This window comes from Xenorhabdus szentirmaii DSM 16338, from assembly GCF_002632585.1.
GTDB classification, from domain to species: domain Bacteria; phylum Pseudomonadota; class Gammaproteobacteria; order Enterobacterales; family Enterobacteriaceae; genus Xenorhabdus; species Xenorhabdus szentirmaii.
The window spans coordinates 62039-87997 of record NZ_NIBV01000004.1; the positions used below are offsets into that span (position 1 = coordinate 62039).

Below are 25959 nucleotides of genomic sequence, written 5' to 3' on the forward strand. Positions count from 1 at the left end.
AGCAATAGAAAGGGCGCCAATTGCGCCCCAGTGTAGACAATAATATTGGTTATTCTTCTCTTTCTTCCGCTTCGTCTTCTGGAATGTCCTTAGCGTCCATATCCATAGCCGCGTCAGCCGACTCAGAGTTTTCGGTGTGCCATGTTTCAAGTAGCTCGACAATGCGATCTGCCGGCAATTTCTTGAAATTAACAACTACTTCTTTACGTGAATAGGCTTTATCACCTAGTAATATACGACCGGAATCATTCTTTTTCAGATAACCCACTGCCAGCATGTGATCAACTAAAGACTCGGTAGCGTCGATGCCGATCTCTGTGTCGTAGTAGAAACTCCATGATGCAGTTTTAAATGGTGGAGCTACCTTGTTTTTAATGATTTTGGCAGTTACAACGTCACCAACTCGCTCCGTACCTTCTTTGATTTGGGATTTGCTTAACTGAACACGAACAGAAGCGGCGAATCCCGGTGCTTTGCCGCCCGGTGCTTTGGTGTTGTCGCCAAATGTCACGCTCAGATCCTGACGGCACTGGTTGAGGAAAATCATACATACATTGTATTTATTCGCCCACTGGCTCAGAGCAGGGAAGTGAGAAGACGTACAACGTGCTAGCGCCGTATTATCATTCATATTCAGATCATCTTTCTTTGTCGCTTTGCCACAGGCTTTATTGGCGAATTTCTCGAAAATTTGCTTCGGCACCATTGTTGCCAAAGAATCGAAAACAAGGACAATAGGCGCTGTTGGTGGAATAATTTTCCCGTCGCGGATCTCTTTTACAATATACGAGGCGTATTCGAGAGATTCTTCAAACGTCTCAGGCTGTTGGTAGATCCAGTTTCCGTCTTCACCTACATTCAAACCACATTTTTCGGCTAGGAGTGAGTCGAAACTTTTTTCATGATCCATAAACATCGAAATACCACCGGCTTTTTGACCTGAAATCATAGCTTGAGTAGCAATATATGTTTTGCCTGACGACTCCCATCCAAAAATTTCCACAATACGACCGCATGGGAAGCCGCCATTGTACTTACCTGAGATTGCTTTATTCAAATGCGGTAAACCAGTATCAAGCCAGACCTCGACATGCTGTTGCTTTGCATTGGATTTAACTTTGCTTTTAAAAAACTTCTTCATCTTATCTGCTGACATGGTTAGGCACTCGCTTTCTCTAACGGGTAAATAGTTGCCAGTTGCTCAGGCTCGAAGTAATCCTGATTTAGCTTTCTACAAATACGGTTATACATGGTCATACAATGGCCGTGGACTAAGGCTAATTCCCGTTCAGTAACCTTTATTTCATTCTGGGAAAGGATGGTGCGTACACGGCCTAATCCACTACGACCGTACATAGAAACGAATTCTTTCGCTAAATCTGTAGGGGAGACTGTTATGCCTCTATTAATTAAAGATGTGATCATGCGGAAACTCCTTTTAGCCCGTATCGTTCAAATGGAGTCAGAAACACCTCTAAATCTTCTAAAATTGTCTGGAAGTTCAGCTCTAACATTAATTGCCGTAACTTTTCAGGATCGTATTCCATCGGAATAGAGGTGATTGTGTCTGGCTTTAACGGACAACCACGTAACATCATTAATCGTAGGTTACGTTTGAAAATATCCATCATCCCCATACCCTGCTTCTCGTTAAATTCGTTGAGTGACAGTTTCTCGAACGCTTTACGTGAACGATTTTTCATCAATGCTTCTCCAGACAGAACGACACGACGGATTTCTGCAACTGAGCCATATTCAGCCAAGAATTCTTTTGCGCCTTTCTCGCCAATTCCACCAACGCCAGGGATCGTATCGGACGTATCGCCTTGAAGTGCTTTGCCTTGGATAAATGCTAGTGGTGTGTGATAACCAGTGTCTTCAAAGAATTTATCGAGGCGCAAAATGGAATCGTCGCGCTGATTGATAAATGACACATTTTCATCAACTAATTGCTTGTAATCCCCGTCACCAGACAGCAAATATATATGCTCGTATTTGCCTTTTTCTGTACTGACCAATAAGCCGGCCAAATCATCCGCTTCGCCGTCTTCGGCAATAAACTGTTCGACGCCGAGATAAGAGAATGCCTTTTGGATATATGGGCGCTGTAGCTTAAATTTCTCTTTCATGGCCTCCATGTCAGGGTTTGGCTCACGCTTCTTGTAATCCGCATAGATCGCGTTGCGTTTGACGGTTTTACCATCCCAAAGAATGACGACACGGGCTTTTTGGATAGAAGCGAGACGTTTAACAGTGCGGAGTGTGTTGTAGACAGCCTGAGTTTCCATGTCACCGACTTTCAGCGTAGCCGCTGATTGCTGGTGGTAGTAACCTTGGCTGTGTGCATCAACTAATAACAGGTTCATATTTCCCTCCAATGATAAGGGCGCACGAATGCGCCCTGTTTCACAACCAAAGTTACGATTAAATGCCTTCCAGCTCTTTCATCATCTTTTCAAGTTCGTTGGCATCCAGAGAGTCACCGATTGGCTCAGCAATAGGTGCTTCACTTACTGCCGCAGATGCTTTTGCACTATCAACACCAGTAAACTCTGCCTCAGATGCCGCAGCCGCAGCCTCTTTAGCGACGTTTGTTGAGCTGGAGAAAGGTATATCGTCAGACGCAGGAGCGGAAAAGCCCGGTAAAGCTGCTCCAGTAGTGCCAGTTGCAGGTAGTGCCATTGTGGAAGAAACTGAAACAGCAACACCGGTTAATGCGCCAATTGCTTTACCAGCGATAGCTATTTTGTTTACGTCACCCTGACTTGCGACAAAATTTTCCAAACTGATTACACTACTTGTTAATTTGGCAGGAATTTCGCATTTGGATTTACGATTAGGAGATACTGAGTATTTGGTATCACGGCCAGCACCGGTACGCTCAATTTTAAACGCATAGCCCGCGGTTGCAGACAGAGGATTGCCGATTTCGTCAGACAGATGTTCTTCAATGCCTTTCAGCACATCGTCAAATACCGTTTGTGGTAGTTCAACTAACTGAGCTTTTTCAGCGGAATCTAGTTCCGGTGAAGTGGTGACGACGCCGTTAACAAGGAAACGTTGACTGGAACGAATATCTGTGATCAATTCTTCCATTTTTTCGTTGCCTTTATGGATCGCTTTCGCTTCCATCAGTGCTTCACACAATTCACATGGCTCACCGTATGATGCGCTTTTACAAATAGAGGCAACTGTTTTCGCTTTACCACCTTCGTTTGTTTTTACAAAATGCATACCAAAAGCGTGATAAAATACACCGTTTGGATCTGTCATATTTGGAAACACACGGAGATAAGAAACACCGTTTTGTAGCTTAACTGTATCTATGCCACGACCCGCGTTTTTAGTTGCAATTTCTTTACGTTTACCGCGAATAAGCTCTAATAAAGATGTTGACATACCTGTTCCTTAATTTGTTTCGTTTGTCTGTTTTTGTGTTTTGTCTATTTAGTGAGTTCAAATACAATTGTGTTTTGTTGCTCTAGTTTTCTGAGTGGCTAGATAATAGATCAGTAAGTACATACATAAAAGCTATTTTTTTAGGTTGGTGTTATTTCTTCCGGCAAACGTACCTGCGCCCAAAATTTCATAATCCAAGATTGCTTTCTTAGAGGCTTGCACAACCATGTCACGGCGATGGCGTAGGGCGTCAACAGCACCTTTGTAGATATCCGTCATTTCTTTTGTATGGTTGTAATTGTTTCGCACCTTAGCTAACGTTCTGGCGATCACGGCAACCTTTTCAGGCAATTCATCCATGAACGAATTTTTGAGGCTAAGTTCGGTGTCAGAGCCAGAATAATGCCGCTCTATCTGTTTAACCATTGCTTCAATAGCAGCCTCTGAACTCTTTGTTCCGTTCATGTTTCTTGCTGTTCTAACTACGTTGTAAAGAGCCGCCTCAAGTCCCTCAATACGGTCCTTTTCCTCAGCGCAGATTCTTTCTGATTCGGCTTGTTTTGCCGTGTATTTAATCACCAGTTTTGGCTGATTAGCCCAGACGGAATCAAGGTTATCTAGATCGGTTTCTAAGTCAGATATAACCTGCTCAATTACTAATTCTCTCAAACTTACGTTTGTGTCATTCATGCTGCTCACTCATTATTTAATAATTTAATTTGGTAACTAAATACCTATTATCGTTCACCAAAGTTATTTGATAAAGAGCCGAAATGATGGAGTGACTTGGTTAAGGTAGCCGGATACGCGATTGGCGCGTTAAATTCACCATCCGCATAGAATTTGCCGTTCGGTTTAAAATACGTCATTTTTAGTGTGATTTTATCCATTATGCAGCCTCTATCTGTGCAAAAAACTTTCTGAATTCAGATACTTTTTGGGTCAACTCCTCAACCGGAACTCCTTGCTCCATAAGCTCATCGAGATCGCCGCCAATATAATCGTTCATTAAGGCGATCCGCTTTTCAGCGGATGAAATGAATGAATCCCGGTATGACAAAATATTGAGGTAGGCTTTATCTGTATTGGTGCTGGTGGCGAGATCTTTTAGCAGACAATTAAGCTCATCAAGCGGATATTTACCAATGATGCTCTTGGCAACATCACGTAAACGACGATTAGGTCGGTCACCGTATTTTATTGCTATTGCCCTTGCTAGCTCTAAATTGGTGGCTGTGCTGATAAATGGGACAAATATGGATGACATAATCATCAAATTAGCCTTTTCACGGATCTTGTCTGTGATAATTGGTTCTACTTTTTTCAGTTCCATTTTTATTTTTTCTGTACTTGCTTGAGACATAAATAATAAACCATTCAGACAGGCAATATACCCAATCTGAACGGCTTTACAGGTGGTTAATTCTCGTTTACTGTGGTGGCAACTTCTTCGACAATCTTGATTAGCTTTTCGTCTTCTTCTGGTCGGAAATAGAGAATATTAGGGTTGAATGCATAGAACACCGTGGCGTCCATACCCGCAAAGTATTCCTTTCTGCCGACTAAATCTGAGGGTTTAGATTTGTTATTGAAAAGTGAGGAAGCCAAGCTACCACAAGCCAGAATGTAAGTAGGTTTCGCGATTTCAAGCTCAGCTTTCATGTAATCAGTGAAAGCTGAAATATCCTCTTTGGAATATGTTTTAGCTCCCTCATCTTTTTGCTTTTTCAACACACCAGTAATATAAATGTCACCCATCAGGAAACCGGCGTTTGTCAAAATAGCTTTGAACTCGTTATAGCCGGATTCCATGAATATCCCGTTGTTCACATCACTTTTACTTGCCCCATCAAGGATGATCATGAATTTCGGCTTTCTGCCAGTACGTGGTCTTACCAGACTATCGGTTAAACCTGTCTCGGAAGAAATACGATTCATCAGTAAGCTAATATTGGCGTTTTTCTTTTCATCCATGACAAACTCACGGGATGTTTTAACCGCCTCGATAACCAAGTTACCCATCAACTCAGCCTGATTTTTACGACGAGATTCATCAGATGCTGGCGGCTGATCTGCTTCGATAGAGGCGAATGCCCCGACTAGATCCAGCGATTCAATAACTCGCGCATTGCAAGAACGTTTGTTTACAACTTCGACAAACTGAGTCTTGCTTTCAAACTTACCACCGAGTTTATTTCTGGCTTCAACAATGGCGTTACTTCCGTTCGATGAACAACCTTTGACAGCACTGAAAGGAGCGAACAAAGTAGGGCCCCCGTCAATGTCTCTGATTTCCATACGATGACTGGAAATATTGATATCTGGTGGAAGAATAGAAATGCCGTAATCTAGCGCATCAGCTACCAAATCCTGATGCTTGTCCTCGCCTAAAATCGTGATGGCGGCGGCGAAGAATTCTGCTGGATAGAAGGTTTTTAGCCACATTGATTGATAACTAATCAGGGTATACGCAACGGAATGTGACTTGTTGAACTGATACGCACCGTTCTTTTCCAGTGCATTCCAAATCTCATTTGCTTTTTCTTTCGTCAGTCCAGCCTGTTCAGAGCCGACTATAACGCCTTTAACCAGTTTACCCTCGATACGGATCTCAACTTCTGATCCCAAAGCGTTTTCAATAGTGAGTTTAGTGTCGCCGCACTTGAAGTGTTCCGCTCTGTGAACGGTCATTATCGAGCCATCTTCAAACAGAACATCGATCCAGCCAGCGCCAGCCTGAGCTTTAAATAACTCACCCATAGACGCCATTTTAGCAGCGTCCTTTTTACCAATCGCTTTACGGACAGCATCAGCCTCAGCCAAAGTAAATCCACCAAGGATCTGCACCGTTTTCATGGTCTGTTCCTGATAGAGAATAACGCCGTTGGTTTCTCTCGTGAGTTCGTCAAGTTTAGGGTGAAGTGACGCTGGCTCAGAAAAGCCTTTCGCGACTGAAACAAACGTGTCTAACATGCCTGATTGAATAGGCCCAGGTCGAAACAGTGCGGTTGTCGCAACGATAGTCTCAAATGAGATCGGATCTACGCCACCGCCCAAGTCTTTCAGAAGGTTACGCATAGGTGCGGATTCAAGCTGGAATACACCTTTAGTCCGGCCATTGGCAAAGTTTTCCATTACCTTACTTTCATCGAGTGACACTTCATTGAGGCGCACCACACCAGCCCCGTGACGTTCATCGATATAATCGACAGCCAATTGCAATAAATCGAGTGTAGCCAACCCTAAGACGTCTAATTTGATTAACCCCATGTCCTCACAATGGCGCTTATCCCAATTGATTACACGCTCGTCACCACGACGTTCAATCACCGCTCGTTCACGAATTGGCACACTGGAAACGATCATACCGGCTGCGTGACGGCCATAGCTACGCATCATGTTTTTTAACTTACAAGCTGATTCGAATGCTTTAGGGTATTTGGTTGCGTATTTATCCAGAGAAGCAAGTTCAGAACGCAATTCTTCAAGCGGCAAATCATCACCTTCTTTGACAGCCCACCCCACCTCTTTTGATACAGCTAAATCGGCGGTCGGAACGTTAAAAATCCTCGCTGAGTCACGAATGGCAGATGCCGCGCCAAGATAGGAATAGTTAACGATGCCGGCAACGTAATCCTCACCGTATTTTTCGTACAAATATTTAATTGCGAGGTGGCGTTTGGATTGTGAAAAGTCCAAGTCAGCATCGGGTAAATCCAGACGTTCTGGGTTAATGAAACGTTCAAAAAGTAAACCGTGTCGAATTGGGTCTACATCGGTAATACCCACGCACCACGCAACCAATGAACCACCTACAGAACCACGGCCAGCTCCGACAGGTATTTTTGTCTTGATAGAGTGTTGCATCAGATCGGAAACCATGAGGAAGTAACCGCAAAACCCTAAACGAGTCAGCACCTCCAACTCATATTTCATGCGACTAATGTATTCTGGCCACTGTGTTTTAGGTGGTGTGTAGCCAAACGATTTGCCGACCAGTTTTGCTTTTAATCCATCAATAGCTAACGTTTTCAGCGTAGTAGCCTCATCCTCTGCCATTTTCGGTAATGCAATACCCATCTTGTGCCAGCGATAATTACATTTGCCTATAATTTCATCCTGTATTGTTGAAACCATAGCAGGGGAGACGGCTGTTCCGGTTCTCTCATTGAACTCTTTCAGATGCTTAAGCAGATGAAAACGGTCGTTAATCGCATTGTCACGCACATAAGGTATTCTCATGCGGTGAACTTGGTCGGATTTGACGTTGTTACACACCTGATACGCAATATCTTTAAGATCGGCATCGTCAGAAGATTCGTAATAGGCCGGATAGAAAGCAACGCGCTTTAAAGATAAAGTTTCCGCTGTGATAGATGATTTGATATTAATCTGGTCGAAAAAAGGCGAATTCATTGGGTAAACGGCTGCGTATAAATCCTCACGGTTTACGGATGCCAGTTTTTCCATTACAGCCACATGGTCACGCCGACGAAACACACTGTCAAAATCCGCTGTCGTTAAGACAATATTGCCTTTGCTGTGCGTTTCAATGACTTGCGATAGATCTAAACGTGGGATCTTATAAAACTGATTTCGTTCATAACCGTAGCTCAGTAAAGAGCATAGATCAGAGAACCCCTGTTCGTTCTTTGCCATAGCGATAAACGAATAGCCAAAGTCACGATCAATTGGCAGTAATTCTTCTCCTTTTTCCTTACGTTCTTTGTTTTCGGATTCAATAAAAGGATTATCTACGATAATTAGACGTGTACCGAGTATGACTGAAACGTCCTCAGAAGCTGCCGTTTGCATTGGGATAACAGCGGATATATTCATGGTATCAGCGGATATAATCGCTTTGTAGCCTTTGTCCTTTGCGATTTGAACAGCATTAGCCGCCTTGATGGTAGACTCACCTAATGAAAAGTCAGTTCTTACGAGTAGAGCTTGCATTCTTTTTACCTCGCGTGTTTCCGCCATCCATAGGGAAACACTCAAATTTACCGAATATAGCGATCATTCTGTTTTGTGCCTCAACGTGACACGCCTCTCTGTGAGGACAAGCCTGACAGAGAAGCGATTTTTCGGAGGCGGTTAGAATTGAGCCGAAGCACCCAATCATGCGGCTTTTCCGAATAAGCGTTGTGCAAATTCAAGCGCGGCAACAGCTGACGCAGATGGGAGTTTATTGACGTAGGCTTTCTTCAAGCCAAGAATAGGATCGTTGCGCATTACACCGATTGTGCCGGCATTCAGTAATTCACGAGGGCCGATAGGTTGGGCGATTTCATGAGCTTCATAAGCCTCGCGACAACGTTTGGCGAAATTCACCAATTTTTTAGCAAGTTGTTCAGGTATACCGTTGGCAACCAAAATTGCAATTTCTTGTGCTTCTGGCATGTATTCGACTTTTGAAACCAGAGCAAAGCGTGAGTAGTTTGCGGCGTTTTGTTGGTTTGTTCCTTGATATAGCCCCGTTTCGTCGCCAGAGCCGTTTGTGTTGCCGGTAGCTAAGAATGCAAAATGTTTGTGTCGAACCGTTCTGCGCCATTCTGGTGTCGCTTCTTTCAGGATCAGCGGTTCACCCTCTAATACTGGCTGATACAGTGACAAAATTTGTGGATAGGCAAAGTCGTATTCGTCGGCCAGATAGATAAAGCCATGCTTCATTGCCAAGGTTAATAAACCCGGTTCAAAGTATGTGCGGCCATCTTTTGCAAGGATCTGACCGGTGATATGAGATTCTTCGGTTGATGCCGTGTGTTGTGAACGAATGACAGGGCGCCCAAGACGTGCCGCGATTTGCGTTGGCAATGATGATTTACCAGTGCCGGCGTGGCCCCATAAATAACCAGGCATACCTGTGGTGAACATCATCAGAATATCTTTAATTAACTCAACGTCATTAAAAACATAAGCCTTGTTAACTTCCGGCACGAATTCAGGAAACGGTCGGTTGATAAAAATATCTGTAATGATTGGTTTTCCCAAAGCATTCATCAGATGCCCCGCAGGAAGTCCAAGAACCTCATGCAAAGCTGCTTTCTCAGTGGTGTATTCAGTTATACCGGCATGACCGTGAGTATGCGTTACCGTTGCATCTAGAGAGCCAGTGCCAGAAGTTTCTGTGGCTGTTGTTGCCATACCTACTTTGGAATGAGCAGTAGATTCTTTAGCTTTCATTTTAGATTCGGCAGCTCTTAGTGCTGAAGTAGAAACGGTTTCCTTATAAGGATAGAGGCGTTTGTATTCAGCCAGAGCATCGTCAGGATTCATTGGTTCGCCATTTTTGTATTTTGGATGCTCAAGACACTTTAATGAGCCGTCTTCTGGTTTTGGCATGAAATGCGTCTTCATTAACAACTCAGGAGCACCGCAGAGAGCACAATGAATAGGCGTAATTTTTGGGGCATCAACCGCAGATGATTCGCTGACTTTTGACATTTTCTGTATAACCTTAATTTGCGTTGGTGTTATTGTTAAAACTTATATATATCTTACATAAAATAATTAAGTAAGTAATTAGATACCTATTTAAATTTAGAGGTTAATAATTATGAAAAATCTCTTTAAATACTATGGGAGCACGGCTTCAAAAAATACATAGGATTGAAGTTAGAAAACAACACCGTTTCCAAGTAAAACGTTGCGGATTCCTGTTATGACTGTTTTAGGCAAATCCTCCACAGAATCAACTCGTGTGTGGTACTTATAATAGCGGGCAGGATCATCAGTTTGTATTCCAACAGCTAATAACTCTAAATTGGCGGTTGACGTTAGAAATTCCGCAACTTCAATCAGATGATTGCCAAAACCGTTTCCTTCAGCACAAGGCGCTCCATCCGATAAAACGAGCATAATTTGTTTGTCTTCTGTTCTGCCTGCATGATGTCGTGACAGTGCCAATATGCTTTCACCGTCAACGTTATTACATAGAGGAATGCTATCAACAACGGCTCCTAATCGACCCATGCAGGTTGTGGAATTGGCTTTTTCATTCCAGTTTTTGAGTGTAGGTAAAAACAGTGGTTCATATCGATTAGCTGAAATAGCACCGTTCATACATCCGACAGTTGTGAATCCAGAAATAAGATTCGGCACGCGAATTTTATCCAGTGCATCAGACAGTGCATAAGCCGAAGCCACCGCCAGTTCAATACGTGTCCCCCCCATAGAACCAGAAAGGTCAATAACAATCTGAACCGCCGCATTTACCGCTTTATGGTCATATTTCTTTGAGAATACACGGTCGTCGTTGATTGACGGTACAGTGATTTTCCAAAGACTTGATGAATTGATCTTGCCACGGCGCAAACCATTTACTTTTTGCACTCGGTTTTTACTTGCAATCGCACGTTCGAGATCTTTTGATAATGTTTGATACTTGTTGGATAAATAAGGTTCTACGTCACGTCTGAAAATAGCAAGATCCCTTTTTTTATCCAATTCATAATAGGAGGTGTGCTTCTCAACCCAATCAGCGCTACCAACCGTTCCGCCTTTTCTGATAAAATCCTCTGCATCTTCCAAAAGCCCCATAAAGTCGTTGGATCGGGTGTATGGTGTATACGAACCATCTTTAATTGACTTAATTTCATCGGAGATCATTGCACTTGTTACATCCTCAGTGCTTATTGTCTCAGGGGCATCCTCGGAGTCCAATTCTTCTAAGTCGCGTTCTGTAAGTTTTTCATCGTCGGGGTGAACTTTATCAGGCTCATCTTTTTTCCCCGTTTCGTGAGACGTAACTTCATCTTCTGTACGGTCATTGCCTCCCATGTAACTATCGCTACCAGTATCAAAATCAGAGCTATTTGTTGATTCGGATGAATTTCGGGTTTTACTGCCAGAGTTGGGTGTTTCTTCATCACCGCCTATAAGTTTTGATTTGTCACTATCTGACTCCCGATCATAGGTTGATTGCTTAGATATCGTGTCTTCTTTAGTACCCGGAGCTATTTCAGGCTTTCCAGTGATGGTTTCTTTGGTGCTAATGTTATCTGAATCATCCTCGTATTCACCAGAGGTATCTCCTGATTTTTCTGATAGAAAATCGTTTGGTTTTTCCTTATTTTTAAGATACGTATCTGAATACGTATTATTGGTTTTATCAGAAATCGGAGGTTTTTCTTTTTTCTTTCCTTCTAATTCACGGAAAGCTCGAAGTAGGTCTGCGGCCAATTTAGCAGATCCCTCAGAGTTGTTGATTCGGTTCAGTCGTGCTCTATAGCGAATTGAATCAAGTACGGACATTTCGTCTTCAAACATATCCCAATAGGGTTCCATAAAATCTATAAATGGGATGTGACCACACATTGCACGAGAAGCTGGCATTAAAAATACATTTAAAAATAATAATTTAGTGTTGCATCCATAGTGCTTGATATGATCGCTAATGTTGCCTTTAAAATAGTTTTCAATAATATGCTTTTGGGTTTTCAACAGGTTTTGTTTACTGCCGGCGAAAATGAGCGCCATTTTTCGCTCGATGTAGGTATCTTCAATAACGTTCCAGACGTGGTGAGCTTTTTTACCCGCCATTCTTTTTGCCATCGACGAATCGGTGAATAGAACGTGCGCGACTTCATGATCGATAAAACCACGAATAGCGTTCAATAGATTGTCCGAGGCTGTGTCTGGTATTGACGGTATATTGATATATTCTACTTTGCCAGTCTTTTTATTATATGCGCAATATGCTTGATCGCCGAAGTCTACTACTCTGATTTTTTGGGAGGAAAGTAAACTAACTACCGTTTGAACTGATTCTCTAAACGACAAAACTTCCTGTCGTATTTTTCTGGTTTTTTTCATCGTATTTTGCCTTTTGATTGACGCTTTGTGTGCCAAAATAATAAAAAAAGCGTATAGGCAGTCAAGCTATACGCTTTTTTTACTTAGGTTGTGTTAAGAAATACGAGAAAGAACTCTGACTGAACCGTTGTCTGCAATGCTGTATGCTGTCTTACCCACAATGATCGAATGTATGATCAGGTTCTCGCTAGAGAAAACCGTCTTCATAGCATCAGAAAATTCAGTAACCACTTCGGCAAATTCATCTTCGGTCAACATAATTGAATGACCAACTCTTACACTGTTAACGTTATTTGCTACGGTTACCATAATGGTGAATGCCTCGATTGTACGTAATTATTTACTGACTAATTATATTATATGTTATATGTCTTTAGGCTTTTAATTATATAAATTACCTAGTGAAAAAGGCAATGATTTTTATTCTCGTGAGTGAAAATAGAAAATTTCATTCAATTTTTTGTCTTATAACACAGATTAGCCAGTTTTATTATTTCATTCTGTAACCTTAAGTAGATATGTATTTACTTATATATTTCTTAAAGTGTATATTGTTACAAGAGCATATTTAGTATAAAAATTCCAATAGATAAGGCAAAATAATGAGTAAAAACGTAATTGGCGACTTTTTGACAGCTGCGATTATAGCAAGTGGAAAATCGCAGGCTCAAATTGCGGAAGAGGTCGGGTACTCCGCACATAACAATATTTCCATGTTGAAATCAGGAAAAATGCTATTTCCGCCTGAAAAAATTCCTGCTTTTGCAAAAGCGTTAAATTTGGATGAAGGTGTTCTGTTTCGCGTGGTGATGCAAACTAGATACCCTGATATCTTTGGTATCTATATCCGCAATTCTGACGTTCTTTCTGCCGATGAAGCACAAGTGTTAAATGCTTACCGTAAATTTCGTGGTAGTGAGATTACCGATAGCGCAGCAGCAACTATGAAAGCCGATGAATTCATCAAATCAGGCACATCTCAAGGTTAGTTTTCTACTTCGCAGTAGACTTTCGAGGTTGGTGGCAACTTCAATCCATCAACCTCGAAATCATGATTTAATTCTCTGTAAGATCCAACATTCACAATTTGTTTTATCTCGTCAGAATACAAGGTTAAAGCTTCTCTCATTTGTTCAAAATAATCATGCCTGTCGTACACTTTGTCGATACCTTCAAGAGCGTGATTCATGATCTTACGAGATACGTCATTCTGCACCCCTAAAGAAGACAGTTTAGTTCTGGCTGTTCGTCGTAAATCACGAGGCATAAATTCATCCAGGCCAAAATGAACTCGGTCACGAACCATTCTACGGATTGCCTGAGCCGGAGCACCCTTCGACATTGGATGCGAGATATTTTTAGGTGATGGACAAAGCCATTCGCTATTTGGTGTACTGGCAAACAAGTTGTCGAGACACACTCGCATTAAGGGGCTGATCGGCAGAGTGTGGTCGCGTCTTGATTTGTTTCGATTTCCTTGTCTCCATATACCGGAATTTAAATTAAACTCAGATTTTTCCGCTCTAAAAACTTCATCTGGTCTTCTGGCGCTTAATAGGCAAAGCCTTAGTCCCCATCTGATTTGTTCACTGAAATCCCACATATCAAGTCCATGCCAAAAGCACCATATTTCGGCATCAGAGAGTGAACGACTTCTGGGTTCGGCCGTTTTTCCACCTACATCTTTACGTGTCATAGAAGCAAGCGGGTTATGTTCAATATAGCCTTGATGTTCGCACCATGACAGAAATTGTTTGGTTAATGCGAAGACCCTCTTTGCTTCATTTACCTTCCCTTCTGAAAGTAAGTAGTTAAATACTCTATTCAATTTAATTTTGTTGCATTCTTCAATGTTTATGTTACCAATCATAGGTATAACATGAGTAATTAGCGATGAAACAGCGATTTCTGGTCTTCTGCGTGTTAAAAATAAGGAAACCTTTAACCATATCATTATAATGTCTTTTACTAATCGACCATTATCCGCTCTATCTTCCAATGTAATAAGTGATGTGATACCTATCACATTGATATAATCTATAGTTATTTTTCCGACATGTTCAGCCTTGTTATATGGCTCATTATTTTCATTTCTATTCATTTTTTACCTTATTTATTTAAATGCTCTTTATAAGAACAAATATAGCTCAAAAGTGAATGTGACTCCAGACTAACTACGTCTGGAGTCACATGGGTGTGTTTTAGTGAATTATGATTCGAAAAGGGAGTAGGACTCCGCTCGTTGTTGCCGTGAATGATTTAATACCCTATGGTGATAAAATGGACAGATATCAATACATCTAATTACATAGATGTATTAGTGCCTAGTATATTTTGGCACATTAACTACTCAATAAAAGGAGGCCATAATGGCAGTACAGAGTGGAAATGTTGGCAGTAGTGTTGTTACTGAATTTGGTGAGCGGTCTATGTTAGTGGCGGGTGCAAAAGCGGGTTTAAAGCCGCCATTTGCTATGTCTGCATTTGTTAATAAATCTGCGGGTTCAATTGTTACTTTTGCGTCTGGTACTTGGTCTGATTATTCAGATGGTTACGCAGACAAAAAACAATTCTGGGGGTATTCGGGTATTTCACCACATAGAACTATCCTTGTGCCTGATAGGAAAATCGGAAATATAAGCCCGCAATTGTACTATAAAGGCAATCAATTGGTTTTTTTGGTCGTTCTCGAATACTTAACTGATGGATGGAATACGGCGGAAGGCACTTATCTAGGGTTTAAGGATTATGCCAATGTAGGCGGTTCTTTAACGCTCAGAATCAATGACCAACCTTATGTTTTTACTGGCGGTAATCACAGTGCTGGGCCGAATGACGCACGTAGCCCTTATATATATATTTGTAACAATAAGAGCATCAATTCGGTAATTAAAAGTGGTGGTGAAAAGAAAATATCTGTTTCATAGATATAAAGGGGGTTTGCGTCAAATTCAGCGAAAATTTCCATAATTTTAAAATTATCTAACTATTTTAAAATGTTGAATGCACATAATCAGCCAGCTTCTCCCAGTATGGGCTTTGCTAGAAGACTTATTACCCACTCTATCTAGAAACGGCATTTGTATTGATAAAAGTGAACCTTAAATTATATTAATTCATAAAGTTTAAAGAAACTTCTCAAAAAAATAGAAAAGCCGATGTGTAAACTTCGGCTCCCTAACCTGCTGAATTATAGCAGCAAGAATATCAGCAAACAGGGGCTTTATATGCCAGAGATTTCATCTGTTCTTCCTTGTGAATCGATTTGATGGACTTTATTGTGTCCAGATCATTATTCTTATCCATGTTTGACATGGATAAGAATAATATGCTCATCTCAAGAAGTTTTTACTGAATCTACAGCCTTCTTTACAACATGGGGTCGTGACCGACCACAGTGCGCGGGTCGGTGCAGCGCAGGACATGACCGAATCGGGAGCCTCGCCCAGATCATGCACGAAAGGCACTGGAAAAAACCCGAAACCGTGTTGGGCTATATTCGCAATATTGAGGCGAAAAAGAGCGTGATGATTGAGTTGGTGGAGGGGCGTGCTCCCGCGGAAACACGTCGAAGGGCATAACGTATTAATTCGAGAGCCTTATAGGCGCATATGAAAAATCCCCGGCTATGCCGAGGGATACTTATTCACTTTTGGCATTAAGTATTAATTATTAAACAGCATTAATTATAATACCAGAAATGTAACCATCACCATCCCCATTTATATATGAGGTGGTTTTTAATGTAACATCTATAGCTTGAGATAAAGCAAAAAGTAAAGTGGTATATACTCCAATCCCTTCTATTTGTTTATCAGGATAAGCCAGAAGAAATTTGTCATGAATTTTTCCAAATCTGTCCTTAAATGTTACTCTAACATTATTATTTGCAATACCCCCTAACTCAGTTTCTAGTCTAATGATAGTCACTACATCAATAACATTATTTTTTTCAGAGGTTACTTTATTCATATTTTTTCCTTGTTAATAACATAATCTTTGTTTATGTTGTTTTATAATGTAACTGTATAACTATTGATTTAATTCTATTTCTTTGTATGCTGCGCCACTACTTAAAAGCCCAATTAAAGTAGTAATTAATGTAATTAAATTTTCACTTTCATATTTTGAATAATTTTCTTTAATAATAGGTTTTATAACCTTACTGACATTTTTCCAATCGTTTCTTTCTAATGCCCCTTTCATGCCTTTCATCATATCTTCTAAATCTTTAACTTTTGACAGAATATGAACAATGATGTCTTGATAATAAAGCTTTATTCCATAAAGCGCATCCGAAAGATTTAACAATCCATTATTTATCACATGAGAAATTAAAAACTCTTGCTGACTTTTAAATAAATTTTTTGTCTTCCTAGAAGATTGTTCTAATACTACATTGTAGCTATCTGCTGCATTCTCTAAGTTACGCTCAGCAATAATACTAGTAAATAAAAGACCAACTATACCAACGCAAAGCATTGCTATAGTGACACCAGCAGGGGCTGGCGCAGGCACAATGTTATTATTGATATGCTCAGAGGGACGCAAGTGATATCTTTCTATATTATTTATAAATTCTGAAGTATCTCCGCCATTATTTAGATAAAGCTTGGCTTTAGCAATTTGTCTAATAAGAGTTTGGGATTGTATTTTTACTTTTGCTAGCACGTCATCAAGTTCATTAATTTCCTCTTTAAATTCCAAAGATGCTTTTCTTAATAATACTGCATCTTCACTTTTGGATTTTGCTTTAAATGTGTCAATAAATTTTTTTGTTGAAATTAATTTATCAATTAACACGTGGTCGGTTTTAAAACCTTCGATTTCTTTCCTGGCTAGATTAAGTTCCATAACAGCATCATTACTATACCCTCTTATATCTGATATAATTGGCCACCAGCTATTTAAACTGGTATTGAATTTTTCCATTGAAGAATCAATTCTTTTTAGGTGTTTATTTATTATGTTAAACTTATATAGAATGGAAGTATAAATATGTAAATCACTATCTAAAACGCTTTTGTTATTTAAATGAAAATCTTTTCTCTCTGAATAAATATTATCATCGATAGAATCCTGTACATTATTAATTATTTTATTTAATACTCTTGAAGTAGGAGTTTTGGGTGATATTGCTAAATTACCCCTTTTTAAGATTATTACACTTTTGCTAAGTTGATGGCAGGCGCTGATAAATTCAATGATTTTCCAATTATAATATGGTTGTTCAAATTCATTATTTTCCATACTAACCCCTAGCTTTAATTATAAAAAATTCAGTGAGATTTAATTTTTTATGATCTTACATTGAAATGTAAATTTCAATGACGTTATAAATGATGTAAAAGAATTTCTTTTCATGATATTTCATTTTTTATTTGAACTTTATGTTTTTTTATTTCTATCTTTCTTTTATCTACATACAAAAGCTCACAACCGGGAATTATTTTTCTGAAAGGATTAGTCTTCTCGGTATTAATCGAATTGGTTGGATTAGAAACACTGGTAGAAATGTCCTACCAGTGGATTGTTGTTAACAAAACCGTGTCGCCTGAATCATTGAGTTTTTCGATGAGATTTATTGCGCTTTAGGTTCATAAATACTGCCGCCATCATCCCGCTCTAATAATGTCCAGCGTACCTGATGCACTTTGCCATTTTTGTCTGTCCATTCAGGCATGATTTGTTCCTGTTGCAACTGGGCATATTGCAGGCTGCCATCAATAAAGGCAGACCACCGTCCTGTGTGGGGGCAAGTTTCACCACTTACGCCTGTTATGCGCACAGGCTCATCGACAGTGGATTTTTTCTGTTCCGGTATTGCTGGCGGCAGCTCAACATCAAAACGTCTTAACCACTGCGCGGTAGAAGCTGTATCAAAACGAATTTCGCCGGCGATAGAGCCATAATAAAGGTAAACCAATTGATTGAACGCAGGTCATGGCGATTATGTTTATTGGTATTTGAATTAGTAATATCAACACCTAAAAATTCTTGGCCTATTTCATATTCAAGGTGTTGGTATCTTTCTCTCTCAAAACCCTGCTGTATACCCAACCCTGCCAAACCATGCATCGGATTTAATATTATGCAGAACTTATTTAATAAATCCTCAAGATAAATTCCCCCTTTTGCTTTTAATTTACTCAAAGGAAGATAAAATGAAAAATAACTGACACGGCCATGTATATATTCATACCAATCTGCGGGTGATCCCATTTCTATTTTATATTGACTAGCATAATGATAGCCTTCTTCCTCCCCCAGAAACAATCCATATTATCACTGTCACCTTCCGTAATACGGTGACAATGTTGTTCCAGCGTGGTGTCATGGTAATATTCAGGTTTATTCGGGTCATGAAATCCCCAGCGCAATTTATCGCCAAACTCCCGGTGGTATAATGCAAAAGCGTCAGCCATCCGTTGCCGATTTTCGGGTAAGTACCCCTGATCCATATAAAAATAAGCAACTAGCCCGACCTGAAGCGCATTATAGTTATCCGGATCATCCTCAGCACCGTAAGTAAATTCCCATTCTGCCTGCTTAAATTTTTCAAAGAAATCCATATGCTGTTTACCTTTAAATTAATCGGGCCAATAAATATAATCCTAGCTGGATTGTGACGGGTCATTTAAAAATTTCATGGTTTGGGCAAGGCCTTCATACTCCGGCGTCATTTTGTACGCTTCTGAATGGGTTTCGGCCACAGCATAAGTGCTCGCCGCACCACTACCTACCGCGATGCCAGTGCCGATTGTCCGCGCATACCGGATAGCCTGAGCGCCAATATAACCGATTAAAACGTCTGCTTCGGCGGCGGCTCCGGTTACTGCGGTTGCTGTTGTTGTTGCGGCGGTAGCAAGGGCGGCCCCGCTACCAGCGACAAACAGAGGTGCGCCCAATACCGCCCCTAATTTTCCTCGGGCCTCTTCCAGTTCCCGCTCCTGTGCAATACGCAAGGCAGGGTATATGCAAATCCATTTAGCTTCCCGGTCACTATCATTGATTGGGAAGAAAACCCATGATGAGCAAGAGATATTGACGTCATTGCTCAGCAAACAGCAGAGTGTGTTCGGATTGCATTACGTTAAAATAATTAATCGTAACAAATGACAGGTGGTGCTTTTTCAGAAAGAAAATGTACTCTTTTTATCCGGTTAAAACCATAAAAATATGGACTGAAGGAGAAAGGGGGAGGCGCGTCCACTCACCGTATGCATACGCCCGGGTATAGAAAAACCGATGTAGATACATCGGCTCCTCAATGCACAAATCCAACCCAAACAGGGTGTTTTCGCTGAATTATCGGATTAAGAATATCCGGAAAAAGGTATTTTGTTCTCGCAATAGATTTAATCTTCGTGAATTTGCGTTTTCACATGATCCCATTTTATGGAATCTATGGTGTTTTTAAAGTCTTCCATAGTAATTTTGAAGCCTTCAAAGGCTTTTTCGTATTTCCGTGTTTTTGTTGTCAGCGTAGCAATGAGTTCATTTTCGAATTCATAGTCATGGCAAAAATTCTTTTTGTACAGGAGTAAAACTTGCTCCGCGAAGACATCATCATCGATGTAGAAATAACAGGGTGGAACATCTAAAATCGCAGCAATCTTGCAGGCAACATCATATGGCGGGGATAAAACGCCTCTTTCATATCGACCTATTTTTAATTTTGCCTGATCTTTACTCGTTGCTCCCAATGCTTCACCAACCTCTCGCTGTGAGAGGTTTTTTGCTTTTCTTGCATCTATCAATCTTTGTGGGTTCATATATAAAAAATATTAACCTTATCTACAGTTGTATCTTGATTCTTTTTTACCATTGTTAGAGAATACGCAAAAGACATCTTATTTTGACTCCAGTATCAAATAAAGATGCCTAGTGGAGTGAAGGGTTTCCTACAACCCGATTATTCACCAGGGAATATTAAAAGTTACACAAATAATTATAACGAATGAAACTATTTTCATCTGACTATTTTTGTTAAATCGCGAGGTTTATCTTGAAGAAGGAAAACACGTATTTTCAGGTCATTGATTTTTTAAGCACATTGAAGTGGCAATCTGAAAGTACTCAGGCGTTGTCCGGGCAAATTTATCAACGCATTTTATGCGCCAACAACCCGGTTTTTATCGGAATGTCTTGTCTCTTTGTCTTGTTAAAAGACTGGCTTGATGCCGGCCAGGCTTGTCCTTTGCAATCCAAATACAACAAGGTGGCTGAAGAGCTGATCCAATTGTTCTATTGCCCGGTCATGTTGCCGACAGACGTAAATGAAATAACCCATTGATAATCCGTTTTATTATTAAAACCGAGGGGTCATTACCCCTTATTTTCATAAGGCAGGAGAATTTTATTCTGGCACCCGCATTTTGTTGTCTATACTGCCTCTCTCAGTATAGACAGCCATTTTTTAATGACCTCTGAGAGACACATTTATGCATAAAATTATATCAAGAGCCATTGGTCAACGTATCCGAATGCGACGGGAAATATTGGGTTGGAATATGCAGACATTAGTCGAAAAAATGGGTCTGTCTCAGCAACAACTGTCCAGATACGAATCAGGTGATAGTCAAGTCACCGCGCGTAGACTATTTCATATTGCCGTCATATTAGACACCGATATTCATTGGTTTTTTGCGGATTGTAATCTCCATGTAGAAAAACATCGCCATGAAAACCATTGGGATCGTCATTCCTAGCGTAAACGATAATGATACCACCTCTCATCAGCAGGCTTATGTATGCTCAATCGATGAGTCAAGAGCAGCGTTTCTGAATATTTTTTTTCAAATAGCGACCAACAAAGGGGAGTTTTTGATGACAGTACCAGAAAATATCTTCAATCGGATATCGACCTGCGCATCACCAAGGTCAGGGCCTTAATTTTAGACCGAACGCCAGCGGAAATCTGCCAGTTAGTAACTGATTCTGTTTCTGTCCGTGATTTAATGATGGCGCTGAACTATTTTAATGCTTTAAATCGGCAAAGAGACCGATCTGACGATAAAAATCTGCATTACGATTTTTCAAAATCCATTGAAAATCTCGAAATCGCGCTTTCGGTACTTGCCGATACACCTCAAGACGAAGCCCTAACAGAAACGGGTATTATCTTAAATCAGAACCACCCGCATAGCGGGCTGTCTCTTGATCACAAGTCTTGCTCGATAGACTGTGCCAGCTCATAACCTTCAAGGATGGCTTGTAATCTTAGCCATCCTTCCCACAACGTTTTGACTGAGGCTCTACCATTTTGCTTGCTATTTTTCCAACCGCCTAATTTGGCAAGGTGCTCGTAAGCCCATTTAGCCGTAGGTGGGATTTCAGGAAGCGCTATGTTTTCACTTTGAAGCCAAAGGAGTTTCCAAGCTTTTGGTGACAATATTTTTTCACAGTGAATATCTTCATATTGTTCATTAGCAAATTTTAATTGGAATAGCCTGACCGCTAAAAAAGCATAAATTGTCGCTAATCTATCGAGATTATTTTTGCTTTGAACTCTGAGTTTTTCTACATGAGTCCCTTCGCTTTTCCAGATTTTATGATATTCCTCGATTAGCCAACGTTTTTCGTAATAACCCACGATTTTAAGGGCATCATCTTTATTATTGATTGGCTCATTCGTTAAGATATGCCAAATGAGCTTCTTATCCTCACTGCCTATTTCTGAGCAGCCTACATAGTAGAGAGGAATTGCACTCCCCTTTCTATTGGACGGGGTTTTCAATGTGACAGGCGCATATTTTATATCAAGCGTCACGGTTTTTGCTTTCCGTCCCCCTCTTTGAGCTAACCGTATTTGTCGTTGCCCGACACTCTTAAGCTCGGAGGCAAATTGATATAATTTATTTGAGGAGCCATTGGTCGATCCGGATAGTTTTCAATGGATGGATCGTAATGGTCGTAAAACATGATGCGACTGGCTTTATATTCCGTCAGCATCATTAATAAAGCGGGGCAAGCGACGTTATCCAAAGCATATGTGCACTCTTTAAACATGCCAGCCCTCCCAAGGCGCTTTTCTTTCTTAGCCTTAACGATGTGCTGGCATAGTGTGTATGACTGTAGATTTCCGGTTGTGTCGCAGTGGATGCGAAAAGCATTGGTGGGGCATAACGATTTATCTACGCCTTCTGGCAAATTTGTAACACTTTCTTTTACTTTTAACTCGTACATAATTATAGCCTTATGATAGTTATGCGCTTACGTATTTTATAAGCGCATAATATCGTAATGATAGAGGCGAAAAACTAATTTAAAACGGTTTAGAACATGCCAGCCATGCCAGCCAATTTTGATCCACGTAACTGAATATCCGCAATAGAAGACGAGGCCGCTTTCAAGCCGTAGGAAATCGCTTGCTCTTTCATCATCCCCATCTCTGCAACAGCTTGAGAGGTAAGACGTGCAGAGCGATTGATTATATTGTCAGCGAAAGAGTTGGCGAGCTGAATTAAGTCTAAGCCAGAGTTCAACTGTGTCATAATTTGCACCCCTTGATGATCCTTAATATGTCGCAATACATCACCTGATTCGCCTTTAACAGTATGATAATCAGGCATAGTTGCCGATACTTTATTGTTAAATAGCAATTCCAAAGAGGCAAAGCCTGAGTTTTCCGGTAGTTTATTTTCATGTAATACGGCGTGAAATTCCGCCATTGGCATGCCGATAAATTCTTCGTCGGATTGTTTTCTGTACTCACGGGTAAACGAATCAAAAACCTTCAGTGGTGGCTTAGAATCAAAATCAGAAGTAACGGCCACCAGCATATTGTCACAAAATCCAATCATGTAAGTGAGAGGCGTTCTGACCTTTAATTTGGCTGATTTCTTAATAAAATCAATCATATAAACTAAATCGAATAAGGAATCTGAATCGCGCAGACGGATGTGCTGAATCTCAAGACACACTTTATCAGGGCTGTAAAAAAACGTTTCTGACGTGAGGCGTTCAAATTCACGCTCCATTGTTTCGATACCAGTACTGATAATATCTGGTTGTTCGTCAGTCTCAACACCGTTGAATCCGTCAAGAGCCTTAATCTTTTCGATAAAAGTGGAATTATCCATTTTGCTTCTTACCTCTTTCATTTTTTTACTTATCTTATACATATAAGATGTAAGTTAATACCTATTGTTGTGAGCAAATAGCGTTATGCCCTTTGATTAATAATTCCAAAGAAAGGCGTTGATTGAACGGTTTCGAGCGGTAATAGGCTTCAATAATCTCACTATCACTCGATCCGCCGGCATCTTGCCCCTCATTTCTGAACGCCGCAATTTTGACGTTAAGACCGATTGATTGCAGTTTCTTGGCAGCTTTGATTGTGTTCTTAACAGCTTGTTTCTCTGAATCCCACAGCATCACAACGTTTTTTAAGCCAGTTTCTTTTAATGTGAGGAAGCTACCTAACTGATCTTGCCCTTCTTCTGCCAAATCACCAGAAAGGTGCATACCAAACGTACCTATAGGCTCAACATGTTCTCTAAATGATTCTTCTTTGAATAAGGCGCGCTTAACTGCGAATACGTCAAAAACACCCTCTAACAGTACAACGGTAGATTTACCCATTGCGTTATGTCCGTTATATAAAAAACGCCCGGAAGCTGGCAGAGTGGACGGGAACAGATATTTCTTCTCTGCTGTGTTGGTAACGTCACGCCCCTGAAACGTACAGAAGTTGCCGGCCAAATCATAAATAGGGATCAGAATCCGCATCGAAAAGTCTTGTGTTGTTATTCGTCCACTAAAATCGTGATATATGTGTGAACCGTTAACGATGAATCGGAGGTCAAAGTATTTGACCAATTCAGGCGATATGTTCCTCTCAACGAGGTAATCAGGTATACGGCCATCTGGTAAGGGTAGAAGATAATGAGGTGGAAGATCGACCTTACGAGTCAAATCAATCTTACTTTCCAACCTCACTTCTTTCTCTTTCGGTCGCCAGCCCTGCTCTAATAACTGAGCATCGATGTAGTTTGTTAATTCACGCTTTTCTAACCCTGAATATCGTTGTAGAAACCGGTAGACGTTAAACTGATCATCAATAGGATGGCTACCAGCGAAACAGACACCAAGTTTTGTTTTCGGGTTAAAGTAGACTTTCCAATTATGACTACCACATGTAGGGCATTCTCTTAGGTTCAGCTCAAGACCCGTTTTTCCGGTGGTTCTGCGGTAAGTAATGCCTTCGAGATCAAAAAACTGCTCTATGTCGAACTCGATTAACTTCTCTTTTAGATCATTGTTTATTCGCATAACTTACTATTTCTTTTGACTTATATTAAATAGCAATAAAGTCACTGATGCTGAGTAGTATCACTGACAGTTTGTGTTTTTTATAGACTTTTTATGATCGGGAGTCAGACTATATAATATCAATAATACGTTTAATAAATCGCATCTGATCGAGGTTCTGCTCTATACGAACGCTCACTTCACCTTTTTGGTTACGGGAACCAGCGATATACAATCGAGCCTCACCTTTGGCTTTTTCTTCTTCCGTTTTGTTGATCGTGATAATCAAGTCAGCGATACGCACTTTCTCAACGTTATCTGCCGCATGCATCATTGTGGCCACCTCGGACGAACCACCCTCACGGTTAGTCTGTGATGCCGTTATGCCTGCGACATTATATGTATCGAAAATAGCACGGGTATCGGTGTAGATGTTTTTCACATCCTCACGTACATCACCGCTTCGATAGTTAGGTTTCATCAGGTCAGCGTAGTCGATGATCAGCATATCGAGCGTTACACCGGTAGCGATAATGCCCTCAACCATACGAACAATATCGTTCGGCGCGACCGTACCTGGCGGACGCTGAATGACGAACATTTTGCCAACCTTACCGGTTGCCCCAAGTTCTTTAAGTTTTGCTGATACACGCTCTCGGCTATCGACCAGCTCGTCCATATCTGTTTCAGATAATCGGGCATCAAATCGATCGGCCACTATCTCCTTGTGAACTTCCAGAGACACGTAAAGCACGTTAAAACCCGCCAGTGCCGCGTTGACACCAAACTCACCCATACCCGTTGATTTACCGGACTTAGCAAACCCCATAAATAGGGTCATTTCTTTACGACCCCATCCTTTGTGATAAAGCAAAGCATCGATTGCACGGTAACCGGTTGTGATACCTTGTGGCGGAGCTTCACCGCTAGCGCGTTTTTCACGAGCCTCAAATCGCGTAGCAGATTCAGAGAAATAGTCGTATACCTCGGTATTTCCCTGACCGCCAAGGTGCTTAACCTTATCCATGATTTGCATGGCTTTATCAAAATCACCTTTGTCTTTGAACTCAGCCGCCTTAATCATAGCGTTATCGAAAGCAACTGAACGAGCAAATAACGTTACCTGATCAACCATATACTGGGAGTCGGTCAGCTTCACATCGTTGATTTTCGCAATAGCTGTTTTCACATCAGGCACGTATTCTGGCCTTATTGCCTTGGCCTTTACATCATTGGTAATTAATGTAATTAAAGTCGGCATCGATGGCGGTTGCTTGTACATTTTGTAAAAGCGTCCGGCGGCCGAAACCAGAAACGACAGAGCCTTGTTGTCAAACTGTTTTGGCTCAACCAAGTCATGAGCCTGAGTTACAAAACGGTAATCACGGCAGTAATATGCGGCGAGCATCGTTTGGAAATTCTCGTCAAAGCGATCCGATAATGAAGCGCTTGTGTGTTCCAATTCTAATTCTGATGAAGGCATTCAAA

General features: G+C 40.9%; 28 protein-coding genes and 1 pseudogene. 5 read left to right on the plus strand and 24 right to left on the minus strand.

The window, feature by feature from the left end:
• Nucleotides 1-49 precede the first annotated feature (49 nt).
• The 11 genes from Xsze_RS20470 to Xsze_RS20520 form a co-directional block, all read right to left on the minus strand.
• Nucleotides 50-1156 carry a recombinase RecA gene (locus Xsze_RS20470; RefSeq protein ID WP_071991735.1) on the minus strand — a complete coding sequence of 369 codons (1107 nt, stop codon included), beginning with the start codon at nucleotides 1154-1156 and terminating at the stop codon, nucleotides 50-52.
• A gap of 2 nt (nucleotides 1157-1158) precedes the next feature.
• Complete coding sequence (locus Xsze_RS20475; RefSeq protein WP_143707596.1) at nucleotides 1159-1356, minus strand: hypothetical protein; 198 nt, start codon at nucleotides 1354-1356, stop codon at nucleotides 1159-1161.
• Between the two features lie 65 nt (nucleotides 1357-1421).
• Nucleotides 1422-2366, minus strand: a complete 945-nt coding sequence (locus Xsze_RS20480; RefSeq protein ID WP_038234321.1) for a 5'-3' exonuclease family protein — start codon at nucleotides 2364-2366, stop codon at nucleotides 1422-1424.
• Nucleotides 2367-2424: 58 nt separating this feature from the next.
• Complete coding sequence (locus Xsze_RS20485; protein ID WP_038234323.1) at nucleotides 2425-3399, minus strand: hypothetical protein; 975 nt, start codon at nucleotides 3397-3399, stop codon at nucleotides 2425-2427.
• 132 nt (nucleotides 3400-3531) lie between these two features.
• Complete coding sequence (locus Xsze_RS20490; protein WP_038234325.1) at nucleotides 3532-4089, minus strand: hypothetical protein; 558 nt, start codon at nucleotides 4087-4089, stop codon at nucleotides 3532-3534.
• A gap of 47 nt (nucleotides 4090-4136) precedes the next feature.
• On the minus strand, nucleotides 4137-4289 hold the full coding sequence (locus Xsze_RS22285; RefSeq protein WP_156935846.1) for a hypothetical protein: 153 nt from the start codon (nucleotides 4287-4289) through the stop codon (nucleotides 4137-4139).
• Nucleotides 4289-4762, minus strand: a complete 474-nt coding sequence (locus tag Xsze_RS20495) for a pre-mRNA-splicing factor CWC21 (RefSeq protein WP_038234328.1) — start codon at nucleotides 4760-4762, stop codon at nucleotides 4289-4291. The genes Xsze_RS22285 and Xsze_RS20495 overlap by 1 nt, the downstream gene beginning before the upstream one ends.
• Before the next feature lie 56 nt (nucleotides 4763-4818).
• A complete protein-coding gene (dnaE, locus tag Xsze_RS20500) occupies nucleotides 4819-8355 on the minus strand; it encodes a DNA polymerase III subunit alpha (protein WP_038234331.1) in 3537 nt (1178 codons plus the stop codon).
• A 165-nt stretch (nucleotides 8356-8520) separates the two neighbouring features.
• Complete coding sequence (locus tag Xsze_RS20510) at nucleotides 8521-9846, minus strand: AAA family ATPase (protein ID WP_051462271.1); 1326 nt, start codon at nucleotides 9844-9846, stop codon at nucleotides 8521-8523.
• Between the two features lie 171 nt (nucleotides 9847-10017).
• Nucleotides 10018-12216: a cobaltochelatase CobT-related protein gene (locus Xsze_RS20515; protein WP_038234337.1), complete on the minus strand. Its 2199-nt coding sequence runs from the start codon at nucleotides 12214-12216 to the stop codon at nucleotides 10018-10020.
• A gap of 93 nt (nucleotides 12217-12309) precedes the next feature.
• On the minus strand, nucleotides 12310-12525 hold the full coding sequence (locus Xsze_RS20520) for a hypothetical protein (protein ID WP_038234340.1): 216 nt from the start codon (nucleotides 12523-12525) through the stop codon (nucleotides 12310-12312).
• Nucleotides 12526-12818: 293 nt separating this feature from the next.
• Between Xsze_RS20520 and Xsze_RS20525 the strand changes: the two genes are divergently transcribed.
• Nucleotides 12819-13205, plus strand: coding sequence for a helix-turn-helix domain-containing protein (locus Xsze_RS20525; RefSeq protein ID WP_038234342.1), 387 nt, complete (start codon nucleotides 12819-12821; stop codon nucleotides 13203-13205).
• Here the strand turns inward: Xsze_RS20525 and Xsze_RS20530 are convergent.
• Nucleotides 13202-14317 (minus strand): tyrosine-type recombinase/integrase, encoded by a 1116-nt coding sequence (locus tag Xsze_RS20530; RefSeq protein ID WP_038234344.1) that lies wholly within the window; start codon nucleotides 14315-14317, stop codon nucleotides 13202-13204. The two genes, Xsze_RS20525 and Xsze_RS20530, sit on opposite strands and share 4 nt — an antisense overlap.
• Before the next feature lie 268 nt (nucleotides 14318-14585).
• Here Xsze_RS20530 and Xsze_RS20535 point away from each other — a divergent pair, with 268 nt between their 5' ends.
• On the plus strand, nucleotides 14586-15143 hold the full coding sequence (locus Xsze_RS20535; RefSeq protein WP_038234346.1) for a hypothetical protein: 558 nt from the start codon (nucleotides 14586-14588) through the stop codon (nucleotides 15141-15143).
• Nucleotides 15144-15668: 525 nt separating this feature from the next.
• Complete coding sequence (locus Xsze_RS23170; protein WP_280113391.1) at nucleotides 15669-15797, plus strand: hypothetical protein; 129 nt, start codon at nucleotides 15669-15671, stop codon at nucleotides 15795-15797.
• A gap of 91 nt (nucleotides 15798-15888) precedes the next feature.
• On the opposite strand, the gene Xsze_RS20540 is transcribed toward Xsze_RS23170, so the two are convergent.
• From Xsze_RS20540 to Xsze_RS20560, 7 genes are all read right to left on the minus strand, one after another.
• Nucleotides 15889-16188 carry a hypothetical protein gene (locus Xsze_RS20540; protein WP_038234349.1) on the minus strand — a complete coding sequence of 100 codons (300 nt, stop codon included), beginning with the start codon at nucleotides 16186-16188 and terminating at the stop codon, nucleotides 15889-15891.
• A 60-nt stretch (nucleotides 16189-16248) separates the two neighbouring features.
• Nucleotides 16249-17466, minus strand: a complete 1218-nt coding sequence (locus tag Xsze_RS20545; protein WP_038234352.1) for a hypothetical protein — start codon at nucleotides 17464-17466, stop codon at nucleotides 16249-16251.
• Between the two features lie 331 nt (nucleotides 17467-17797).
• Complete coding sequence (locus tag Xsze_RS22965; RefSeq protein ID WP_244431728.1) at nucleotides 17798-18142, minus strand: hypothetical protein; 345 nt, start codon at nucleotides 18140-18142, stop codon at nucleotides 17798-17800.
• Nucleotides 18070-18438, minus strand: a complete 369-nt coding sequence (locus Xsze_RS22970) for a type VI immunity family protein (protein ID WP_051462274.1) — start codon at nucleotides 18436-18438, stop codon at nucleotides 18070-18072. The genes Xsze_RS22965 and Xsze_RS22970 overlap by 73 nt, the downstream gene beginning before the upstream one ends.
• Nucleotides 18439-18440: 2 nt before the next feature.
• A complete protein-coding gene (locus Xsze_RS22975; RefSeq protein WP_051462275.1) occupies nucleotides 18441-18788 on the minus strand; it encodes a hypothetical protein in 348 nt (115 codons plus the stop codon).
• A gap of 42 nt (nucleotides 18789-18830) precedes the next feature.
• On the minus strand, nucleotides 18831-19280 hold the full coding sequence (locus Xsze_RS20555; RefSeq protein WP_143707597.1) for a hypothetical protein: 450 nt from the start codon (nucleotides 19278-19280) through the stop codon (nucleotides 18831-18833).
• A 294-nt stretch (nucleotides 19281-19574) separates the two neighbouring features.
• Entirely contained in the window at nucleotides 19575-19991 is a 417-nt protein-coding gene (locus Xsze_RS20560; protein WP_051462276.1) for a helix-turn-helix domain-containing protein, read from the minus strand.
• 233 nt (nucleotides 19992-20224) lie between these two features.
• Between Xsze_RS20560 and Xsze_RS20565 the strand changes: the two genes are divergently transcribed.
• Both Xsze_RS20565 and Xsze_RS20570 read left to right on the plus strand, forming a co-directional pair.
• Nucleotides 20225-20512 (plus strand): hypothetical protein, encoded by a 288-nt coding sequence (locus Xsze_RS20565; RefSeq protein WP_038234356.1) that lies wholly within the window; start codon nucleotides 20225-20227, stop codon nucleotides 20510-20512.
• A 148-nt stretch (nucleotides 20513-20660) separates the two neighbouring features.
• Nucleotides 20661-20927 carry a helix-turn-helix domain-containing protein gene (locus Xsze_RS20570; RefSeq protein WP_051462277.1) on the plus strand — a complete coding sequence of 89 codons (267 nt, stop codon included), beginning with the start codon at nucleotides 20661-20663 and terminating at the stop codon, nucleotides 20925-20927.
• A 452-nt stretch (nucleotides 20928-21379) separates the two neighbouring features.
• Here the strand turns inward: Xsze_RS20570 and Xsze_RS20575 are convergent.
• From Xsze_RS20575 to Xsze_RS20595, 5 genes and pseudogenes are all read right to left on the minus strand, one after another.
• Nucleotides 21380-22081 (minus strand): annotated as a pseudogene (locus tag Xsze_RS20575) (IS4 family transposase); the annotation flags it as partial.
• Nucleotides 22018-22404 (minus strand): hypothetical protein, encoded by a 387-nt coding sequence (locus Xsze_RS20580; protein ID WP_051462278.1) that lies wholly within the window; start codon nucleotides 22402-22404, stop codon nucleotides 22018-22020. The pseudogene Xsze_RS20575 and the gene Xsze_RS20580, both read right to left, overlap by 64 nt.
• A gap of 89 nt (nucleotides 22405-22493) precedes the next feature.
• Nucleotides 22494-23300, minus strand: coding sequence for a hypothetical protein (locus tag Xsze_RS20585; protein WP_038234358.1), 807 nt, complete (start codon nucleotides 23298-23300; stop codon nucleotides 22494-22496).
• A gap of 61 nt (nucleotides 23301-23361) precedes the next feature.
• A complete protein-coding gene (locus Xsze_RS20590) occupies nucleotides 23362-24492 on the minus strand; it encodes a hypothetical protein (protein WP_038234361.1) in 1131 nt (376 codons plus the stop codon).
• 109 nt (nucleotides 24493-24601) lie between these two features.
• The gene (locus Xsze_RS20595) at nucleotides 24602-25954 is read right to left on the minus strand and encodes a DnaB-like helicase C-terminal domain-containing protein (protein WP_038234363.1); all 1353 of its coding nucleotides are present in this window, start codon (nucleotides 25952-25954) and stop codon (nucleotides 24602-24604) included.
• Nucleotides 25955-25959 lie beyond the last annotated feature (5 nt).

Bases quoted from the DNA above. Each gene is read 5' to 3' on its own strand.
- Xsze_RS20510 (WP_051462271.1), bottom strand. From the start codon at position 9,846: ATGTCAAAAGTCAGCGAATCATCTGCGGTTGATGCCCCAAAAATTACG.
- Xsze_RS20470 (WP_071991735.1), bottom strand. From the start codon at position 1,156: ATGTCAGCAGATAAGATGAAGAAGTTTTTTAAAAGCAAAGTTAAATCC.
- Xsze_RS20540 (WP_038234349.1), bottom strand. From the start codon at position 16,188: ATGAATAAAGTAACCTCTGAAAAAAATAATGTTATTGATGTAGTGACT.
- Xsze_RS20560 (WP_051462276.1), bottom strand. From the start codon at position 19,991: ATGAACCCACAAAGATTGATAGATGCAAGAAAAGCAAAAAACCTCTCA.
- Xsze_RS22970 (WP_051462274.1), bottom strand. From the start codon at position 18,438: ATGGGATCACCCGCAGATTGGTATGAATATATACATGGCCGTGTCAGT.
- Xsze_RS20580 (WP_051462278.1), bottom strand. From the start codon at position 22,404: ATGTACGAGTTAAAAGTAAAAGAAAGTGTTACAAATTTGCCAGAAGGC.
- Xsze_RS20530 (WP_038234344.1), bottom strand. From the start codon at position 14,317: ATGAATAGAAATGAAAATAATGAGCCATATAACAAGGCTGAACATGTC.
- Xsze_RS20525 (WP_038234342.1), top strand. From the start codon at position 12,819: ATGAGTAAAAACGTAATTGGCGACTTTTTGACAGCTGCGATTATAGCA.
- Xsze_RS20490 (WP_038234325.1), bottom strand. From the start codon at position 4,089: ATGAATGACACAAACGTAAGTTTGAGAGAATTAGTAATTGAGCAGGTT.
- Xsze_RS20475 (WP_143707596.1), bottom strand. From the start codon at position 1,356: ATGTACGGTCGTAGTGGATTAGGCCGTGTACGCACCATCCTTTCCCAG.
- Xsze_RS20545 (WP_038234352.1), bottom strand. From the start codon at position 17,466: ATGGAAAATAATGAATTTGAACAACCATATTATAATTGGAAAATCATT.
- Xsze_RS20535 (WP_038234346.1), top strand. From the start codon at position 14,586: ATGGCAGTACAGAGTGGAAATGTTGGCAGTAGTGTTGTTACTGAATTT.
- Xsze_RS20570 (WP_051462277.1), top strand. From the start codon at position 20,661: ATGCATAAAATTATATCAAGAGCCATTGGTCAACGTATCCGAATGCGA.
- Xsze_RS20485 (WP_038234323.1), bottom strand. From the start codon at position 3,399: ATGTCAACATCTTTATTAGAGCTTATTCGCGGTAAACGTAAAGAAATT.
- Xsze_RS20495 (WP_038234328.1), bottom strand. From the start codon at position 4,762: ATGTCTCAAGCAAGTACAGAAAAAATAAAAATGGAACTGAAAAAAGTA.
- Xsze_RS20590 (WP_038234361.1), bottom strand. From the start codon at position 24,492: ATGCGAATAAACAATGATCTAAAAGAGAAGTTAATCGAGTTCGACATA.
- Xsze_RS20585 (WP_038234358.1), bottom strand. From the start codon at position 23,300: ATGGATAATTCCACTTTTATCGAAAAGATTAAGGCTCTTGACGGATTC.
- Xsze_RS23170 (WP_280113391.1), top strand. From the start codon at position 15,669: ATGCACGAAAGGCACTGGAAAAAACCCGAAACCGTGTTGGGCTATATT.
- Xsze_RS22285 (WP_156935846.1), bottom strand. From the start codon at position 4,289: ATGGATAAAATCACACTAAAAATGACGTATTTTAAACCGAACGGCAAA.
- Xsze_RS22975 (WP_051462275.1), bottom strand. From the start codon at position 18,788: ATGGATTTCTTTGAAAAATTTAAGCAGGCAGAATGGGAATTTACTTAC.
- Xsze_RS20480 (WP_038234321.1), bottom strand. From the start codon at position 2,366: ATGAACCTGTTATTAGTTGATGCACACAGCCAAGGTTACTACCACCAG.
- dnaE (WP_038234331.1), bottom strand. From the start codon at position 8,355: ATGCAAGCTCTACTCGTAAGAACTGACTTTTCATTAGGTGAGTCTACC.
- Xsze_RS20515 (WP_038234337.1), bottom strand. From the start codon at position 12,216: ATGAAAAAAACCAGAAAAATACGACAGGAAGTTTTGTCGTTTAGAGAA.
- Xsze_RS20595 (WP_038234363.1), bottom strand. From the start codon at position 25,954: ATGCCTTCATCAGAATTAGAATTGGAACACACAAGCGCTTCATTATCG.
- Xsze_RS20520 (WP_038234340.1), bottom strand. From the start codon at position 12,525: ATGGTAACCGTAGCAAATAACGTTAACAGTGTAAGAGTTGGTCATTCA.